At 37.8% G+C, this 17,355-nt stretch carries 19 protein-coding genes and 2 pseudogenes; 8 read left to right on the top strand and 13 right to left on the bottom strand.

The genetic code is table 11. From position 1 onward, the window contains the following. The first annotated feature begins 97 nt into the window (after positions 1 to 97). The 5 genes from tyrS to EG346_RS11340 are packed head-to-tail and all read left to right on the top strand — an operon-like array spanning position 98 to position 3,672. On the top strand, positions 98 to 1,297 hold the full coding sequence (gene tyrS, locus EG346_RS11360; protein ID WP_123878714.1) for a tyrosine--tRNA ligase: 1,200 nt from the start codon (positions 98 to 100) through the stop codon (positions 1,295 to 1,297). A 41-nt stretch (positions 1,298 to 1,338) separates the two neighbouring features. Continuing rightward, positions 1,339 to 1,881 (top strand): hypothetical protein, encoded by a 543-nt coding sequence (locus tag EG346_RS11355; protein WP_123878712.1) that lies wholly within the window; start codon positions 1,339 to 1,341, stop codon positions 1,879 to 1,881. Positions 1,882 to 1,884: 3 nt separating this feature from the next. After that, positions 1,885 to 2,406, top strand: a complete 522-nt coding sequence (locus tag EG346_RS11350; protein ID WP_123878710.1) for a 3'-5' exonuclease — start codon at positions 1,885 to 1,887, stop codon at positions 2,404 to 2,406. Between the two features lie 16 nt (positions 2,407 to 2,422). Continuing rightward, on the top strand, positions 2,423 to 3,187 hold the full coding sequence (locus EG346_RS11345; protein WP_073335172.1) for a hypothetical protein: 765 nt from the start codon (positions 2,423 to 2,425) through the stop codon (positions 3,185 to 3,187). Between the two features lie 53 nt (positions 3,188 to 3,240). Further along, positions 3,241 to 3,672 carry a GNAT family N-acetyltransferase gene (locus tag EG346_RS11340; RefSeq protein WP_123878708.1) on the top strand — a complete coding sequence of 144 codons (432 nt, stop codon included), beginning with the start codon at positions 3,241 to 3,243 and terminating at the stop codon, positions 3,670 to 3,672. Between the two features lie 358 nt (positions 3,673 to 4,030). Here the strand turns inward: EG346_RS11340 and EG346_RS11335 are convergent, their stop codons facing one another. The 8 genes from EG346_RS11335 to panD all read right to left on the bottom strand — a co-directional run bounded on the left by EG346_RS11335 (position 4,031) and on the right by panD (position 11,529). Further along, positions 4,031 to 5,545, bottom strand: a complete 1,515-nt coding sequence (locus tag EG346_RS11335; RefSeq protein WP_123878706.1) for a helix-hairpin-helix domain-containing protein — start codon at positions 5,543 to 5,545, stop codon at positions 4,031 to 4,033. 3 nt (positions 5,546 to 5,548) lie between these two features. Continuing rightward, positions 5,549 to 6,778: a PP2C family serine/threonine-protein phosphatase gene (locus tag EG346_RS11330; RefSeq protein ID WP_123878704.1), complete on the bottom strand. Its 1,230-nt coding sequence runs from the start codon at positions 6,776 to 6,778 to the stop codon at positions 5,549 to 5,551. Between the two features lie 38 nt (positions 6,779 to 6,816). Beyond that, the gene (locus EG346_RS11325; RefSeq protein WP_123878702.1) at positions 6,817 to 7,860 is read right to left on the bottom strand and encodes a TerY-C metal binding domain-containing protein; all 1,044 of its coding nucleotides are present in this window, start codon (positions 7,858 to 7,860) and stop codon (positions 6,817 to 6,819) included. 23 nt (positions 7,861 to 7,883) lie between these two features. Beyond that, positions 7,884 to 8,522 (bottom strand): vWA domain-containing protein, encoded by a 639-nt coding sequence (locus EG346_RS11320; protein ID WP_073335177.1) that lies wholly within the window; start codon positions 8,520 to 8,522, stop codon positions 7,884 to 7,886. 84 nt (positions 8,523 to 8,606) lie between these two features. Then, entirely contained in the window at positions 8,607 to 9,278 is a 672-nt protein-coding gene (locus EG346_RS11315; protein ID WP_073335178.1) for a TerD family protein, read from the bottom strand. Between the two features lie 29 nt (positions 9,279 to 9,307). Next, complete coding sequence (locus tag EG346_RS11310; protein WP_047450147.1) at positions 9,308 to 9,883, bottom strand: TerD family protein; 576 nt, start codon at positions 9,881 to 9,883, stop codon at positions 9,308 to 9,310. 266 nt (positions 9,884 to 10,149) lie between these two features. Then, a complete protein-coding gene (locus EG346_RS11305; RefSeq protein ID WP_123878700.1) occupies positions 10,150 to 11,175 on the bottom strand; it encodes a lysylphosphatidylglycerol synthase transmembrane domain-containing protein in 1,026 nt (341 codons plus the stop codon). A 3-nt stretch (positions 11,176 to 11,178) separates the two neighbouring features. Further along, positions 11,179 to 11,529 (bottom strand): aspartate 1-decarboxylase, encoded by a 351-nt coding sequence (gene panD / locus EG346_RS11300; RefSeq protein WP_034709952.1) that lies wholly within the window; start codon positions 11,527 to 11,529, stop codon positions 11,179 to 11,181. A 398-nt stretch (positions 11,530 to 11,927) separates the two neighbouring features. Here panD and EG346_RS11295 point away from each other — a divergent pair, with 398 nt between their 5' ends. Beyond that, positions 11,928 to 12,218: an HU family DNA-binding protein gene (locus EG346_RS11295; protein WP_002976900.1), complete on the top strand. Its 291-nt coding sequence runs from the start codon at positions 11,928 to 11,930 to the stop codon at positions 12,216 to 12,218. A gap of 276 nt (positions 12,219 to 12,494) precedes the next feature. Here EG346_RS11295 and pdxH read toward each other — a convergent pair whose 3' ends face one another. After that, a complete protein-coding gene (gene pdxH / locus EG346_RS11290) occupies positions 12,495 to 13,136 on the bottom strand; it encodes a pyridoxamine 5'-phosphate oxidase (RefSeq protein ID WP_123878698.1) in 642 nt (213 codons plus the stop codon). 24 nt (positions 13,137 to 13,160) lie between these two features. On the opposite strand from pdxH, the pseudogene EG346_RS11285 reads away from it, so the two are divergent. Together EG346_RS11285 and EG346_RS11280 are read left to right on the top strand one after the other, a co-directional pair. Beyond that, a pseudogene (locus EG346_RS11285) lies at positions 13,161 to 13,708 on the top strand (YqgE/AlgH family protein). A gap of 107 nt (positions 13,709 to 13,815) precedes the next feature. Continuing rightward, positions 13,816 to 14,397, top strand: a pseudogene (locus EG346_RS11280) (N-acetylmuramoyl-L-alanine amidase family protein). A gap of 80 nt (positions 14,398 to 14,477) precedes the next feature. Here EG346_RS11280 and EG346_RS11275 read toward each other — a convergent pair. The 4 genes from EG346_RS11275 to EG346_RS11260 all read right to left on the bottom strand — a co-directional run bounded on the left by EG346_RS11275 (position 14,478) and on the right by EG346_RS11260 (position 17,311). Beyond that, positions 14,478 to 15,287 (bottom strand): aminotransferase class IV, encoded by an 810-nt coding sequence (locus EG346_RS11275; RefSeq protein ID WP_123878695.1) that lies wholly within the window; start codon positions 15,285 to 15,287, stop codon positions 14,478 to 14,480. Positions 15,288 to 15,364: 77 nt separating this feature from the next. Beyond that, a complete protein-coding gene (locus EG346_RS11270) occupies positions 15,365 to 15,751 on the bottom strand; it encodes an START-like domain-containing protein (protein ID WP_073335235.1) in 387 nt (128 codons plus the stop codon). 202 nt (positions 15,752 to 15,953) lie between these two features. Continuing rightward, positions 15,954 to 16,796 carry an IS3 family transposase gene (locus EG346_RS11265; RefSeq protein ID WP_123878693.1) on the bottom strand — a complete coding sequence of 281 codons (843 nt, stop codon included), beginning with the start codon at positions 16,794 to 16,796 and terminating at the stop codon, positions 15,954 to 15,956. Further along, positions 16,784 to 17,311 carry a helix-turn-helix domain-containing protein gene (locus EG346_RS11260; protein WP_073337025.1) on the bottom strand — a complete coding sequence of 176 codons (528 nt, stop codon included), beginning with the start codon at positions 17,309 to 17,311 and terminating at the stop codon, positions 16,784 to 16,786. The genes EG346_RS11265 and EG346_RS11260 overlap by 13 nt, the downstream gene beginning before the upstream one ends. Between the last annotated feature and the right edge of the window lie 44 nt (positions 17,312 to 17,355).

The following is a 17,355-nucleotide window of genomic DNA, read 5'->3' as shown; positions in this document are numbered from 1 at the left end:
GACTTTCTATATCTGTAATTCAATAAGAATAATCTAATATCAATAGAGAGCCCGGACAGCATTGTCCGGGCTTTTTTTGTTTTAAAACCCAATCATTATGATCAGTACATTACAAGAAAACACAGCCATCATTCTTCCGGAAAAAGGTCTGGAACAGAAAATTAAACAGGCTGAAGTGGAAAACAGAAAATTAATAATCAAACTGGGATTTGATCCTACTGCTCCGGATCTGCATCTGGGACACGCCGTCGTGCTTAAAAAACTGAAACAGTTTCAGGATCTGGGACATCAGATTGTGATTGTCGTTGGAAGTTTTACGGCCAGAATCGGTGATCCGACCGGAAAAAACAAGGCCAGAAAGCCCTTGAGTGTTGAGGATGTCCATCACAATGCACAAACTTACATCAATCAGCTTTCTAAGATCATTGAGGTGGAAAAAACGAAAATTGTTTTTAATTCTGACTGGCTGGATGCACTCAGCTTTTCAGAAGTGATCCAGCTGATGTCAAAAGTAACGGTAGCCCAGCTGATGCACCGGAATGACTTCAATAAAAGATTTACGGAAAATACTCCGATTGCGATGCATGAACTCGTATACCCTATTCTTCAGGGCTTCGATTCTGTCCAGATTGAATGTGATATTGAGATGGGCGGAACGGATCAGCTTTTCAACTGCACGATGGGAAGACAGCTTCAGGAAGTTCATCAGATGTCCGCACAGGTGGTGATGTGTATGCCTTTGCTGAAAGGTCTTGACGGTAAGGAAAAAATGAGTAAATCTTTGAACAATACGATCGGTCTGACGGATGAACCGAATGAAATGTTTGGAAAAACGATGTCCATTCCGGACAGCCTTATCGATGAGTTTATTGATCTCGCTTCTGATTTTACTGCTGAAGAAAAGTTAGAGTTAAAATCAAAATTAGAAAACGGTGAAAATCCGATGGATATCAAAAAGAGAGTCGCTAAAAATATCATTACACAATACCATGATCAATCAGCGGCAGGCCTTGCAGAAGAATTTTTCAGCAATCAGTTTCAAAATAAAAACGTTGAAGAGAAAGTGTACAAACCTATTTCTTTAGCCTTATTTCAATCTCAAGAAAATAGAATGAGAGCAGTGGAATTGTGCAGTCAGCTTAAAAGTGACCTCAGCAAATCGGCCATCCGAAGAATGATCCAAAGCGGAGGTATTCAGATTAATCATATCAAGATAACAGATCCTGATCAGGAAATTGAATTGCTCCTACAGACAAAGATCAAAATCGGAAAAAGAGATTTTTTTGAACTGATATAAGCAGAGGTTCTTTTAATATATTTGTTTTCTTAATAAATGGTATGACCACAAAAGAAATTTTCGAAATACTAGAAGAAGAACTCTATCTTACTGTTCGGGATTTTGAGATTGAAGAAGACCGGATTTTCTGGAAAGATGCATTCGGTACCGAAATTGAAATCGATAAGTACAGTACCGCCATCAATAACCAGGGAGTTTTCGCCTGGTGGCAGAGTAACGAAGTGGGACACGAACTGATACGGATAAAAATAAACAGAGATATCATCATCAATTGGCGTCCCCCTATTAATACAATGGGTCAGCCATCATCGGGAGGACATTTACAGTTTTTTGAAAACTTTCTTGTGACCCAATATGTTGATAAGCACGGACAAAGACTTTTTGTTTTCAACATTAATACTTTAAAAGCAGAAGAAATTATTACGAAAGGATTCACTAAAAAAGTAAAATTAAATGGTAATGAGCTGTTTATCAAAGATTCGTTCGAAAATGAATTCATAAAAGTTTCTATTTATCCTGACCGACTGGAAAGAGAAGAGATTGATGAAGCCTATATGAACAGCAGAAATATAAAATTTGATTAAATAATGAGTTATTTTATGGTCGATATTGAATCAGATGGCCCGATTCCCGGAGATTTTTCGATGGTCTGCTTTGGAGCAGTCCTTGTGAATGACGCACTGGATACTACGTTCTACGGGAAACTGAAGCCTATTTCGGAAAAATTCAATCCGGATGCTTTAGCAGTGTCCGGATTCAGCAGAGAAAAAACCATGTGTTTTGATGATCCTAAAGAAGTCATGCTGGAATTCGAAGAATGGATTAAAGAATACTCAAAAGGAAGACCTGTTTTCATCAGTGATAACAACGGTTTCGATTGGATGTTCATCTGCTGGTACTTTCATCATTTTACCGGCAAAAATCCCTTCGGTTATTCATCAAGAAGGCTTTCTGATCTCTATTGCGGACTGGAAAAGAATACTTTCGCCCAATGGAAGCACCTCCGCAAAACAGAACATACGCATAATCCTGTAGATGATGCCAAAGGAAATGCTGAAGTGCTGCTGCATATGAAAAAAGAAATGGGACTGAAAATAAGTTTGAAATAGTTTATACTACAATTAAGTGGGAAGAAATACCGAAATCTATATGTTCGATAAGGAAAAGGCGTCTGTCTATCTTTATGATGATCTGAAGCACAAAAAATTCCATACAAGAACGTTTAAAACATTTCTGGAAGACAGGAAAAAAGAAACAGGCAAGTATGACATTACCCTTGAAAATATATTAGAGAAGGTGAAAAATGACATGAATACCATCACACCCGATGAATTGTTTGAAATCAATCTTTTCCTCATCGAAGAAGTTTATTCAGAATATACTGGGAGAGATGATACCATAAAGGAAAAATATTTTGAGGAATTGTATGACCATTATGGAATTATTCTGCTGTATGAAATTCCTACCTCAACGGTTTGTACCAGCTATATGTTTCAATTTGGAAACTATACCCATTATTTCCCCATTTCTGAATCAGAAAATAGTGATGGCGGTATCAATATGGATTCAACAGACTTTTTAAAATTTAATGATTATACAATCCTTTTGATGAAAATGATCCTGGATAAAAAAATGGACGGATATGAATATGAGTTTACCAAAAGTGAGGAAGACATCATCCAGCGTATAACGGCAGACCAACAAAATAACCTTATATTGCTTAAAGAAATTGAACATGAATGTGATTTTATCAAAGACTGTTCAGCTGATGAAAAAGGGCCTTATGCACAGACCATCTACTATGCTTATGCATTTTTTAAACAGTTCATCGAAATGAAACTGAGAATTAATGCAGATAAAAATCCGAGAATCGTTATCTTAGATTCCTGATCATCATCATCATCAGAAAACCTTGCTTAAAAAATCGGACCTCAACCCACCTTATGAACACGATTATTACCTATAGAAAAGCTTCAGAAAACGACATTGATTATCTTCTTGATCTGAGAACGAAAACCATGAATCCGCATTACGCCAATTCCCATCTTCCAACAGACAGAGAAACAACGCTTCAGCGAATTCTTTATCAGTTTGATAAAGCCCATATCATCCTTTTAAACGATGAACCTGTCGGATTATTGAAGATCAACAGAGGTAATAAAACAGAAGTTTTTCAACTTCAGATCGATCCCACCCAACAGGGAAAAGGGCTCGGAAAAAAAATTTTAAAAGACATTCTTGAAGAAGCGTCTAAAGAAGGTAAAACAGTAGAATTAAGTGTCTTAAAAACCAATAAAGCTCAACATCTGTACACCAGCTTAGGATTCAAAACGGTGGGTGAAGATGAACATTCTTATTTTATGGAATTTCAATAAAAAAGTTATAAAATTTTCAACCACAAAAGTCACAAAAGTTTTTACACTTAAGTTAATTTTAAGTTTAAAACATTACACAAAAGAAGTACACTTAAGTTTTCTAAAAAATCTGTAGATTTTTATCTCATTATTGAATTCTGGGGAATCTGAGAGATCTGCGGGATTTATAGATAATGACTCCATGCTGAGTCATCCCATAACAACTGACGACAAAGGTCATTGGGAGCTGATACTCTCGAAGCCTCTGCCAACTAAAATTATGTCAACCACAAAAGTTTTTACACTTAAGTTAATTTTTAAGTTTAAAACTTTGCACAAAAGAAGTACACTTAAGTTTCTAAAAAATCTGTAGATTTTTTTATGATTTATTCGCTAAAGTGACAAAGATCAGTCTTCCGCCTTCTTCAGCAGACAAAAGTATTTTCTTCCCATCTGTAATTTCTACCATAGATCCGGGCGGAATCTCTTTCTGTTCCGTAACATCTTTCATGGAAGTCAGGCTCTGATTGACCAGCACCCATCTTCCTTCATGAAAAGTAAAATATCCTACAGGCATCTTATCCTGCATCGTAAGATTTTCATTCCGGATCACCTTTCTGGAAACATGCCATTTGAATAAATACTGGTTGTTGTAGACCATCAAACGATGGTTCTCAGGTTTCCATACCTCTTCATCAAATTTAAAGTACAGGTCCAGAACCGGCAGTGTTCCACGATGTGGAGTGCCGCAGAAAGGGCATTTCGGATAGCTGCTGTTGTCGAAGACGTACCATTTTTCAGTACATTCCGGATTGTGGCATGGCTGTACCAAATCCGCTGTCTTCAACAAAGCAGTCTCCCATTCATTGGCTGTCGGCCGTCTAATGGGATCATGAAGTCCGTCTATAAATGCTTTCTTAAAAAGTTCGGACAGATAAGGTCCCGCAGCGGTGTAAGGAATTTTTTTAGGATCACCCCAGAATGCATCCCATTTTCTAAGATGGTCGGCTTTTACTTGATTGGACAGATCCTGGGAATGTTCTACGAATAAAGCTTTTTCACCCATAGAAATTACCTCATCTTTTTCGGAATCCAGATCCCATATTTTCCCTCCTCTCAAAGGATGTCGTCTGAACAGGTACATATAAATCAGCACGGCCAATGCATGCAGATCTGTTTTCTGATTAGGGAGATGCCTTCCCGGATCCTGCATGCTGAGATGCTTGGTCTTTAAAACTTCGGGAGCAATAAAATCTGCCGTTCCTATGACTTCCGGCGGGAAAAGTTTGGGAACAACCAATCCGTCTATATCAATAATGCAGGCAGATTTCGTCACCGGATCTATCAGAATATTGTTGTAGGAAAGATCGGAGTGCGCCAGTCCCATCTGGTGAAGCTTTTTCACGCCTCTGCTGATATTAATAGTGATCTGGAAATAGCTCAGCCAATCCCCAAGTTCAGAAGGATCCAGCCTCAAAGGATACTGCTGATTCCTGAACATGGGAGCCGTAAACCATTTACCCACTTTATCCTGACCCTGAATATTATCGGACCCGATATAGCCTTTCGCAAAGAAGAATTTTTTATGGTAAATAGGAACTACAATTCCCGTCAGTTTGTTCCTTTCTACAATATCGTAAGGCCACCTGAATATTTCGTTCAGAAAATAGTCTGATGAATTACCGTTCCGTATATTTCCAAGATAGGTAGAAACAATCCTCATGATACGCTCCTTCTGCCCCGCGTCCAAAGGATTCCGGTAAAAAGCGACTACATATTCTCTGTCAGGCGAAAAATAAACATCCTTTATACCGCCCCGGATCGGGCTTTCATCTACATATTCATAAGATTTGTTGGGGTCCAGAACGGAAACAACTTTAACGGTCTTTTTCATATTTTAATAGATTATGGCCAGTGTTCGGTCATCGTGATTTCCCCGGCTCCAGAAATCAGTCCATTTCAGAAGTTGCTGATCAATATCGGTATCGTTGATAAAATCTACCTTTGCGCGGTCATCATTATGCCCGTTCAGGTCGCCAAAAAAAGTTTTCCAGCTGTCTGTATCTTCAAGTTTATTTTCCGTTATGAATTTGGGATCGTAAATACCGTCGGTCATCAGGACCAGATAAGAAAAATCATTTATGCAGGTCATTCCAAATCTAGAGCTCATACTATCATTGAAAACCTCGCTCATCGTGATAAATCGGGTGCCGCCACCAAATTCCCCCACATCCATTGTATTCAGCAGCTTCACTTCAGAAAAGTCAGTACTGATTAAATTGATGGGACAGTCTCCTACTCCAAACGTAAGAATGACATATCCAAAATCAAACTTTTTCACTAATGCAAAGATCAGCGTCGTGTGAAGATCTTTGATGGAAAAAGAATTTTCCGTAGCTGTTTTATCCAAAACATGATATACATGCAGAACTCCTTCATAAAGTGACCTTATGATATTCTCTCTGGCTTCAGACCTGATTTCTTCTGAGAGTTTAGAGGTATTGTAAACGATCTCAATATTTTTGCCGATCTCATTTAAAATTTCACTGGAATTGAAGAAACTGTTTACGGAAACAACAACCAGTCTTGAACCTTCTCTGGCCATTACAGCGGAACCTGCACCATCCGCAACAGAAACAATACTCCAGCCTCCGGGAAGTTCATTCACTGCAAAATCATCATCCCTGAATTTCCCTTCATGAGCGTGAGCACGCCCTCTTTTTGATACAACGGTAATTTTTTTATCGGAAAATTTCCCCTGATAAGATGCTTCATCGCGTTTGTAGTAAACATCTTTTGCATCGGACGGAATATTTTTCCATAGATCTTTGGGATCTGCATTCACCAGAAGATGAACTGTTTTGATCTCGGTGTTGTTTTGATCCCGGATATGATAGAATTCAATATCCAGCTCATGCACGCTGCTTGCGTAAGGAATTCCGGATATTTTATTATTATCAAATGTAAGTCCCGTCTCCTGAAGATTTGCGATGCTTTTAATTTTTATGTTCGGAAAGTCGTCCATCTCAAAACTGAATTCATAAAACTGTTTTGAACTGGCATTTTTGAGCACCAGATGGACTTCTTTAAATTCTTCTTTTTCTCTGTAAATAACCGCTTTTTCCATGGTTTGGTTTTTGGTCTGCGAAATAGGATTTTATCTTATTATCCAAGTGTCCTGTTAATATCAAATCCTTCACTCGAAAACCCGTAATAATCGGAAGTTCCGCACCATGGACATTTGTTGTAGCCTTCTCCTTTGAGACAGTGAATTCCACCGCACGAACAGGTTGCCAAAGCGATAGGATTTGCACAGTGTGGACAGGAAGTTCCTCCCTGAAGTTCTTCTATGGATATTTTGAGGTTATTTTTCTGGGAAGAAGAAAGTCTGAAATAGGCTTTTTCATCAATTTTGTAAGCGCCATCCAGTCTGTAATATCTTGTAGACATTCCCGGTATGCCTGATTCGGCGAATGTCTTTTTGAATTTCATTAGATACAGTTTCTCGGTTTCGGAACATTTACCATTCAATACCACAAAGTTATTGTCCGGAAATTTTTGCTCCAATTGAGGATCTACTTTTTCCAGAATAATGGAATCAATTTTTGAAAGATTAATTCCTTCTTTATTGGCTTCTGTAACACTTTGGCTGGTTGTTTTAATGGAATCTGTCACCCATTTGAAAAATTCTTTGTAGGAATTTTCATCAGAGTTATTAAAAAGTAAAACATTATCTGATAAAGTCCCCAGCAGTTTATAGTTGGTATTTTCTCCGATAGATACGGCTATGGTATTGGTTTTCCCGTGATACTTGTTGTTCCATCTTTCAATGGCTTTTGTGGCATCATCGGTAGGAACACCGTCCGTAAAAAGAAAAACGATAGGTTTCCAGTCGCCTTTTCTTTCATAAGTAGTTTTCACGATGTCCCTGTCTATACAGTCCATGACTTTAATAAGGCCTTGAGACAATGAAGTCCCGCTGCCGATAGGGATCTTCGGAGGATAAAAGCTGATGATATCCTGAAGCGGCGTAATGACTTCAGCCTCTCCTGCAAAACCTACAATCGAAATATACACCGTTTCCAGTGAATAGGGATCTTTTTTCAATTCTCTGATGATATTGGCGATACCTTCCTGTACCTGCTCAATAGGTTCTCCGACCATAGATTCGGAGACATCGACTAAAAAATAAATGGGTAGTCTTCTCATGGTTTATCGTAAAGACAAGTGATTTAGATAATAATATTAAGCTCGGAAGGCGGCGGAGGCAGCGGTGTACTTTCTTCCGTTCCCTGTGATTTCCCTCCCATCGTAATGGATGAACTTACCCATTTGAAAAATGAGGAAAGGGTGATGGCATCGGTAGTATCGAGTTTTACCACGTGATCTGTAAGCTCCTTCAGAAACTGTTCATCTGCTTTCGGACCTGCTGCACAACCTACAATAGCACCGAATTCCAGGCTTCTGATCACAGGAATCATTTGTCTGTATTTCTGGATGTCAGAAGGTTTTCCATCGGTAAATATAAAAAGCAGCGGTCTCCAGTCTTCTTTTTCGTCTGAAGAACCTTTGACCAGCTCTTTCTTCACCAGTTCCGAAACCATTTCCAGTGCTGCACCGGTGTGGGTTGGACCACTGTCGGGACAGGTGATTTCCATAGGGTAAAAACTGGCCAGGTCGATCAGCGGAATGATATTTTTAACCTCGCGGTCAAAAGTGATTACACTGAGATGAAGGCTGTCCATGGCCTGAGGATCTGCACGGAGCATGCTTATCAGCCCGTTAAATCCATTATTCAGCGCCTGGATGGGTTCTCCATTCATAGAACCTGAAGTGTCCAGTAAAAAGTAGGCTAATAGTCTCCTGCTCATGATAAGATGGTATTAATTCTGAAGCCGGCAGCGAAAGTTGAAAACTTTCCTGCCGGCTTTTTTAGTTTGATCAATCGTTAAAGTTTAATTGCTGTAGGAATACTGCTTCAGAATCTCAATAAAGTTATCGGTCTGATGCGGTTCTCCAATGGCACGGAATTTCCAGTCGCCATTGTGTCGGTATGCTTCTGCAAAAACCATGGCACATTTCCCGTTCATACTTGCATCTCCTGAAAGACTGTACTTTGTAATTTCTTTCCCTTTGGCATCTACCGCTCTGATAAAGGCATTCTCTATCATACCGAAGTGCTGGTTATTTTGTTTTCCCTGATAAATGGTTACCAGAAATAGTATTTTCTGATAGCTCTCGTCCAATTGGTCAAGTTTCACGATGATCTGCTCATCATCACCGTCTCCTGCTCCGGTTCTGTTATCTCCCGTAAGCCATATATTTCCGCTTGGATGCTGCATAGAATTAAAGAAAACCACATCCCCCTGATAAAGAGCAATCTGTCTTCCTTCATTGGTCTGTACTGTTTTTCCAAGGTTGGCGACCTTACCATTTCCGTCTAAAAGAAAAGCTACTGCATCAAGATCATATTCTGCTTCTTTGCTGAAGAGTTTCCCAAAGAAACCTCCCTGCTTTCTGACATCCCACCCTAAACCGATCGTTACTTTTGAAAGATCGTAAACACTTTCTCCACGGTCATTTTTTCTTAAATCAATCGTCTGCCCTTTCTGTAAATTAATTGCCATAGTTATAGTTTGTGTATTTGAAAATAAAATTATTTAATGATCTGTCCTTTATAGTATTTCTCAAGGAAGAAAGCCAGGTCTGCTCTGTAGCCTATTCCTGATGCTTCAAATTTCCAGCTTCCGTTTCTTTTGTATAATCTTCCGAATTCTACTCCGGTTTCAATAGAGAAATCTTCATCCAGCTCATATTTTGCAATCTCCTGATTGGTGCTGTTATCTACAATTCTGATGTATGAATTTCTTACCTGTCCGAAGTTTTGTTTTCTTCTTTCAAAATCTTCGATGGTGACTACAAAAAGAATTTCTTCTGCTTTAGGATCTACTTTTTCAAGATCTACAATAATGGCCTCATCATCATCCCCGTCACTGTTTTTACCACTCGGATCATCCCCTGTATGGGTGAGGGCACCGTCCGGAGACTGAAGGTTATTATAAAAAACAAAACATTCTTCATTGATTAATTTTCTGTCGGAGTCAATCATGATGGCAGAAGCATCCAGATCGAAGTCGAAACCTGTCCCTTCATTCGGGTCCCAGCCCAGTCCTATCGTCATTTTTGTCAGTCCTATATCGATCTTTTGTCCTTTCTGTAAATTAATTGCCATAGTGTTTTAGATTATTAATTATTTTTTGTTTAAGATAAATTTGATTTGTGAACTGACCAAATTTATTGATAAAAAAATGAATGGCATGCGGTAATGTTTAATTTTAATAGGCTTTTAACATAAGAAAAAGGAATCAAAAAGTTTATCCGGGAGTTTGCTATGTTTTTCAACCATTAAGGACCAATGATTCTTTCTTATCAATTTTCAACATAAAAAAAGTCCAATTAAAAAATCGGACTGATATGAATTGAAAAAGTATTGTTGAATTAATTTTTGATCTCCTGACCTGAAACCGCTTTTTCTCTTGCTTTTGCCAGCATAGGAATAGAAATAAGCCCCATCACCAACATAATGGTAATCTGTAATGGAAGGGAGATAAATGAATACGTCAGTCCCATTTCACCCCCTAGTTCCGCACTTTTCCCCATTGAAATAAAAAGCGCCATAAATCCAAACTTCATAGCCAGATTGAAAGCTCCGATTCCGCCACTGGCAGGAATGATCATCCCCAAAGTACCGACAACGATAATGAAAAAGCCGTCAGCAATGGTGAAATTGGAGGTTTCAGGAAGTGCAAAGCATACGAGATAGGCTGCAAAGTAATAAGAAATCCATATTCCTAACGTATACAGGATAAATTTCCCTTTTTCTTTTAATTTAAATATGGTTGCCAATCCCTCGAAAATCCCGTCAATAAAATTGACGATTTTGCCTAAAAACGGAACTTCTGTAAGTCTCTTTCTAAATACAAAGAACAGAACCATTCCCACTGTGAGTATCAGAAGAATAATCAGAATGTTATTAGGAATCTTAATATCTGAATTTTCATAAAAAGACAGAATTGCTTCATATTTAAAGAGCAGGGTCAATCCCAAAAACCCGAGCATACAGATAAGATCCACCACTCTTTCAAGAATAATCGTCCCAAAAGATTTATCTACGGGAACTTTCTCTACTCCATATAAAGCAGTAGCTCTTGCCACTTCACCACTTCTCGGAATGGTAAGATTCATGAGGTATCCGAATGATATCGACCAGAGTGAATTTGAATTTGAAATTTTATGCCCCATCGGTTCCAGCATCAGGTTCCAGCGGATCGCCCTGAACCAGTAAGCCAGAATCCCAAAAACAGAAGCAAACAGGACCCAGAGATAGTTGGCTTTCGCCAAAGAAGCTTTAATCACCTTAAAATCAAGACCTTTTAAGGCAAGCCATAAAAAAAAGCCTGCAAAAGCAAGCGATATTACTATTGTTAGTATTGATTTTAAAGGATTCTTTGATTTTTTCTCCATGGATCAGGTCAGAAGGTTGGTTTTTTCATCCGGGAAAACAATCTTCGGCTGGAAGACCTGTGCTTCTTCAGGCGTCATCTGTGCATAAGCGATAATGATGATGATATCATCTCTCTGTACTTTTCTTGCAGCAGGACCATTCAGGCATACTTCTCCGGATTTTCTTTTTCCTTTGATAACGTAGGTGTCAAAACGCTCTCCATTGTTGACATTGACGATATAGACTCTTTCTCCCACTACCAGACCGGCGGCTTCTATAAGATCTTCGTCAATCGTTATACTCCCAATATAATTAAGGTCTGAGGCTGTCACCCGTACCCTATGGATCTTAGACTTGAAAACTTCTATTAACATGTTGCAAATTTATTAATAAAAATTAATAAAACAGACATTTGAATTCATTTTAAAACTACCACAGACCCAGCTACTTAATTTTATATTAGACAAGTTTTCAAAGCATTATTTATAAAATATGCAAACATATCCGCAAAAACATTAATAGTTTATACGAAATTCAGGATTTAATAAATACAGGAAATAATATTAAATTTTCGCTAAAGTCAATACTCATAAGCATTTGGCATGATTTTAGTGAGCGGTAACGTAGATTTTACGTGAAAAGTCAAATTATCATATTTTAACTGTTTTCGTCAAAAAGCAAAAAAATTTTATAAGTTTTGATAAAATAATTGCACAATTAGAAAATAGTATTATATTTGCTATAATTACGAACTAACTTAATATTAAAAATTATGAACAAGTCTGAATTAATCGACGCAATCGCAAAAGATGCAGGAATCACTAAAGTTGCAGCTAAAGCTGCTTTAGAATCTTTCATTGGTAATGTAACAACTACTCTAAAGAAAAAAGATGGAAAAGTTTCTTTAGTAGGATTCGGTACTTTCTCAGTAGCTGAGAGAGCTGCCAGACAAGGTATCAACCCTGCCACTAAAAAACCGATCAAAATTGCTGCTAAAAAAGTTGCTAAATTCAAAGCAGGAGCTGATTTATCAAATGCAGTTTCTGGTGCTAAGAAAAAATAATCATTCAGATTATAAAAAATTCACAGGCTGTTTCTTCTGAAGCGGCCTTTTTTATATTTTGTACCTGTGGCTTCGAGTGCCTCAGCCACCTGAGATTCTACAACAATAGAAAGATCAACACTCTTTATTTCTGCTCTATTATCATAATCTTTAAATTTTAGATACAACCTCTGTCATGCTTATCAAGTAAAAGCGAGCCAAAAGCCCGCTTCTACTGAATTATAAATGTCATTTCTGGTAATGATAAAAACCAGCATTCGGTCTAGCTTCTACTTCCTACGGTGCCAGTCTTGAAATCTTCCAGTCCAAATCTTCCAGTTCATAAATAATTCTGTCGTGAAGACGGTTGGGTCTTCCCTGCCAGAATTCAATTTCGTAAGGTTTTGCAATGTATCCTCCCCAGTTGGATGGTCTCGGCACTTCGGTATCTTGATATTCTTTTTCGAGTTCTTTTAATTTTTCCTCAAGAAATTCTTTATTGGGAATGACCTGGCTTTGCGGAGAAACCACTGCTCCCAACTGACTTCCTTTCGGTCTTGAATGAAAATATCCGTCACTAAGATTTTCAGCAATTTTTTCAAGATCCGCTTTAATGATGATTTGTCTTTCGAGATTAGGCCAGAAAAAACTAAGACAGGCTTTATGGCTGTGTTCTATTGCTTTTCCTTTTCTGCTGCTGTAATTGGTATAAAAAATAAACCCTTCATAGGTATATTCTTTGAGCAACACCATTCTTGTTCTCGGACATCCGTCTTCTTCTACCGTAGAAACGGCCATAGCATTGGCTTCAGAGACTGCCGGACTGGCGCTGGCATCTAAAAACCAGTCCCTGAACTGTTCAAAGGGATTTTGTTTGATCTCACTTTCAATAAGTTGGGATTTCTCATACACTTTTCTTTTGTCGTGCAGGTTTTCCATAAATATTTTTTATTAAATTTGAGTATGAATTACTCATACAAAGGTAAAATATTAATTTCCACACCTGACATTTCCGGCGATATTTTTTCGAGGTCGGTGGTGCTGATCGTTGAGCATAACGAAAGCGGTGCATTTGGTTTGATATTGAACAAAAAAACAGCCAGATGAGTAGTAAGTTCAAAAATTTTTTTGACTTCAAAATAGAGGTCTATGACGGTGGTCCTGTAGAAAATGATAAGGTCTTTTTTATTGTTAAAGAAAAGAAAGTGACTGAGATTTATTCTGAGATCAATAAGGAGTTCTATATTACGGAAGATATCGAGAGCATCATCAGCGCAGTCCTCAATAAAGAACTGAGCATTCATGATGTGAAAATATTCTCCGGGTATTCCGGATGGGCCGCAGAACAGCTGAATGAAGAGGTATTGAGGAAAATGTGGACGGTGGTGGATGTATACAATCTTGATTATACCCTTCCCAATGACCAGACGCTTTGGAAATCAATTATGCAGAATCTTGGTGGAGAATATCTGCTTTGGGCCAATTCACCTGAGGACATCTCTCTTAACTAACTGAATTCCCATTTGATACGATAGGAAAACATTAACAAACTTTAAGATTATGTTAACCAATTTTAAAGAAAGAATTCCCGTTATTTGAGAAACCAAAAATCACGACCATGAGAGGAATTAAACTATTCGCTTTATCCGCTTTTTCTGCTTCGTTTTTATCCTTTACTCCTATCCATAAAAAATACATTGTCATCGATGCCGGACACGGCGGAAATGATATGGGAAGTATCTATGGAAAATTCTCGGAGAAAGAAATTACGGTAAATATTGCTAACGAGATTAAGAAACTGAATTAAAATCAGGATCAGTATGAGGTTATTTTAACCAGAGATTCTGATGCTTATCCCACCCTTCAGGAGCGAACAGCGATGATCAACAAGCTGAATCCGGAAATGGTTATTTCTCTTCACATGAATAGCGACCCTCAAAAGGAAAGTACAAAAGAAGGAACTGAAGTGTATATTCAAAGTACCGACGGTTCTAAGAAGCTTGCTGAAAAAATTTCCAAAAAATTTGATGTCCGTAAAATTGAAGAACGCAATCTCCACATGCTTAGAGAAACAAAGGCTCCTACCGTACTGGTAGAACTTGGGTTCATCAACAATACCAAGGACAGAGAGTATGTTACCAGTGAAAAGGGACAAAAAGAAATCGCCCAAAAATTCACAGAGATCATCCGTGAATACTAAATAAAGATACAATTCTGATATCATCAGAAAAAACCCGGTAAAGGACTTGGGTACTTTGTTGTTTACCGGGTTTGTCAATTTTAAAAACTATTCTTCCAGCTTTCCACCATTTCTATAAACCGGGAGCTTTCAAAAGTTTTATTTCTTATTTTACCTACACAAAATATGCCTTTCTCGTCGGAGATCAGTAAAATCTCTTCCGCCTTTTGAGATTCAAAAGCTATAATCTCATGTTCCTGAATATCTGCCAGGTTATTTTTATGTAAAAAAGTAACAAAATTCTCCATCAAAGGAGAGATATAGGCTCCTTCAGACTGTTTCGGAACTTTGATCACATTTCCTTCAAGGAACAACAGGTTTCCGGATGTTGTACGGGCGATTCTTTTATTGGGATTAAGCAGGATCACATCATCGAGATCATTTTCTTCCGCATAGATTCCACCATAGATATTTTCCGGGCTGTGAACCCTGATATTGCTCAACAAATTATTATTGACATTGATTTCCTTGATAAGGTCCATTTCCAGTGGTCTCTGATGAACAGCCAGTACGTCATCTGACTCAGTTACCTCATAAAAATAAGCTACGGAAGATTTTGAAACAGTCACCGCATCATTATTTCTGAAAACCTGAAAATTGATAATTCCATTTTTAATTCCTTTCCCATCGATAACATCTTTGTGAAAAAGCGTCTGAAAAAACTCCAGGGTATAGGTAAGCGGAATATTCATTCTCATTTTTCTCATGGAAGCCATTAAGAAGAAATAGCACTCTTCATCCATGATCAATCCTCCGTTTCTCACGAAGAACGAAACCTTCACTGCGTCGCCTAAAAGGAACGCTCTGTTCTTTACATTTAAACCGTCTGATGTAAAATATTGATTTTCCAATTTTTGATGTGATTTATTTATAAAAAAATAATGAACGATAAATCGTTCATCAGTTTTACCATTTAATCGTGTACGGCTTATGCCGCACCTAATTTTATTCTAAGGTTTTCTATAAGGTTTTCCCAATACAAGGCATTTTCCTCTTCATCTCCTTCTTCACAAAAATCTGTAATATTCAGGGCCAGATCTTCTGTAATATCGTCTACTGTGATCGTCATTTCAAAGAAATTTTTAGTCCCTTCATCTTCTTCCCATCTGAAACGTACGAAACCTTCAGGCTTGTATCTAATCAAAGTGGCCTTTTCAGCAGGTCCTCCACCCCAACTAAAAAAGAAATCATCTCCTTTCTCTGTCACATCATCTGCAAACCATTCAGATAGCCCCTCAGCCGTCGCCAGATATTCATATAAAATCTCTGACAAACAATGCATTGGAAATTCGTAATGGACTTTATGTTTCGCCATATAATCTTTGTTTTTATCGTCCCGCAATATATAAATTAATTTTTTTATTACACAAAAAAGCAATTACTTTTTTAAAGAATCTTCATGATATTTATCACGGGTTTTAAATATATATTGAATATAATTTTCGTACTTAAAGGCACCATGTTATGCATAAAAAAATCCCTCCGAAATTAGACTGCACCCCAAAGTTTAGACAAAATTAAACAATATTATTATATGAAAGAGTTCGGTACTGTACCGGACTCTTTCCTTTTAGATTAAGTCTTATCCTGTCGTTGTTGTAGTAATTAATATATTCCTTTATTTCCTTTTTGAGTTCATCAATTGTTTTAAATTTCTTAGTGTAGAACATTTCAGATTTTAAAGTCCCAAAGAAGTTTTCTATTACCGCATTATCCAGGCAGTTTCCTTTGCGGGACATACTTTGGATAATTCCTTTTTCTTTTAACAGATGCTGATAGGCTTTCATCTGATATTGCCAGCCTTGATCAGAGTGGATAATGAGGTTTTCAGTATTCTTGATTTTTCTAAACCCCTTTTTGAGCATATTTATGACTTGTGCAAAAACAGGTCTTTCCGAGAGATCGTAACTCACGATCTCGCCGTTGTACAGATCAATTATCGGTGAAAGGTATAATTTACTGCCCGAGACGTTAAATTCTGTCACATCAGTGGCCCATTTTCTGTTGGGCAGATCTGCCTTAAAGTTCCTCTCAAGAATATTTGGCGCTATCCTGCCTTGCTCTCCCCGGTAAGATCTGTATTTTTTAACCCTAATGATACTTTTCAATCCCAGGGTCTTCATTAATCTCAATACCGTTTTATGATTGATTATAATTCCTTGTTGTTTCATAACCAAAGTGATACGACGGTATCCCAACCGTCCTTTATGCCTATGATAAATCTGTTTTATCAAAGCTTTTACCTCTCCATATTTATCCTTTTTCTTAAGTACTTTCTGATGGTAATAGAAACTGCTTCTGGCCATACCTGTACAATCCAGAAGGACCGACAGATCATATTTTCGCCTTAATCCTTCGATGGCCTCTGTTTGTTCTTTTTGAGAGTTAAGGCGTCTAACTTTTTTAGAAAATCAATTTCGGCCCGCAGCCTTTCGTTTTCCAATAAAAGTTCTTCTTCTCGGGTTAATGGCTTATCGGACTTTCTTTTCTTACGTTTATAATCGCTCATAATGCGGGGTCTTCCTTTGGGGGTATTCTTTAACCCTAAAATACCACTTTTTTCATAATCCCTTTGCCAACTCAACACAGTAGACTGCGCTGCGATATCGAATCGGATACATGCTTCCCTTTGTGAGAGATGTTCTGTTTCGATGGCTTTCAAAACTTTAATCTTGAAATTCAACGAGTAGCTCCTGTTTTTTCTTGGTTGTAGTCCCAAGGTTCCGTACTTGTTATAAAAACCGATCCACTTGCGCAGATTGCTTTCATTAAATCCTTTCTCTGTTGCTATAGATTCAATCGAACGATGAGAATTTTTGTGAAGTTTAATACATTCTAATTTGAAAGCAACGCTAAATTTTTCTTTTCTATACATAAAAAATGCCCCTAAAAAGTGTCTAACTTTTTGGGGGCAGTCCA

Source organism: Chryseobacterium carnipullorum (assembly GCF_003815695.1).
GTDB classification, from domain to species: Bacteria; Bacteroidota; Bacteroidia; order Flavobacteriales; family Weeksellaceae; genus Chryseobacterium; species Chryseobacterium carnipullorum.
Note: the sequence above shows the minus strand (reverse complement) of the source record. Positions and strands in the feature narration are given on the sequence as shown.

Excerpts from the sequence above, each read along its gene's own strand:
- EG346_RS11315 (WP_073335178.1), bottom strand. The coding sequence starts at position 9,278 with ATGGCAATTAATTTACAGAAAGGGCAGACGATTGATTTAAGAAAAAAT.
- EG346_RS11295 (WP_002976900.1), top strand. The coding sequence starts at position 11,928 with ATGAACAAGTCTGAATTAATCGACGCAATCGCAAAAGATGCAGGAATC.
- EG346_RS11340 (WP_123878708.1), top strand. The coding sequence starts at position 3,241 with ATGAACACGATTATTACCTATAGAAAAGCTTCAGAAAACGACATTGAT.
- EG346_RS11270 (WP_073335235.1), bottom strand. The coding sequence starts at position 15,751 with ATGGCGAAACATAAAGTCCATTACGAATTTCCAATGCATTGTTTGTCA.
- tyrS (WP_123878714.1), top strand. The coding sequence starts at position 98 with ATGATCAGTACATTACAAGAAAACACAGCCATCATTCTTCCGGAAAAA.
- EG346_RS11325 (WP_123878702.1), bottom strand. The coding sequence starts at position 7,860 with ATGAGAAGACTACCCATTTATTTTTTAGTCGATGTCTCCGAATCTATG.
- EG346_RS11320 (WP_073335177.1), bottom strand. The coding sequence starts at position 8,522 with ATGAGCAGGAGACTATTAGCCTACTTTTTACTGGACACTTCAGGTTCT.
- EG346_RS11305 (WP_123878700.1), bottom strand. The coding sequence starts at position 11,175 with ATGGAGAAAAAATCAAAGAATCCTTTAAAATCAATACTAACAATAGTA.
- EG346_RS11310 (WP_047450147.1), bottom strand. The coding sequence starts at position 9,883 with ATGGCAATTAATTTACAGAAAGGACAAAAGATCGATATAGGACTGACA.
- pdxH (WP_123878698.1), bottom strand. The coding sequence starts at position 13,136 with ATGGAAAACCTGCACGACAAAAGAAAAGTGTATGAGAAATCCCAACTT.
- EG346_RS11355 (WP_123878712.1), top strand. The coding sequence starts at position 1,339 with ATGACCACAAAAGAAATTTTCGAAATACTAGAAGAAGAACTCTATCTT.
- EG346_RS11260 (WP_073337025.1), bottom strand. The coding sequence starts at position 17,311 with ATGTATAGAAAAGAAAAATTTAGCGTTGCTTTCAAATTAGAATGTATT.
- EG346_RS11335 (WP_123878706.1), bottom strand. The coding sequence starts at position 5,545 with ATGAAAAAGACCGTTAAAGTTGTTTCCGTTCTGGACCCCAACAAATCT.
- EG346_RS11330 (WP_123878704.1), bottom strand. The coding sequence starts at position 6,778 with ATGGAAAAAGCGGTTATTTACAGAGAAAAAGAAGAATTTAAAGAAGTC.
- panD (WP_034709952.1), bottom strand. The coding sequence starts at position 11,529 with ATGTTAATAGAAGTTTTCAAGTCTAAGATCCATAGGGTACGGGTGACA.
- EG346_RS11350 (WP_123878710.1), top strand. The coding sequence starts at position 1,885 with ATGAGTTATTTTATGGTCGATATTGAATCAGATGGCCCGATTCCCGGA.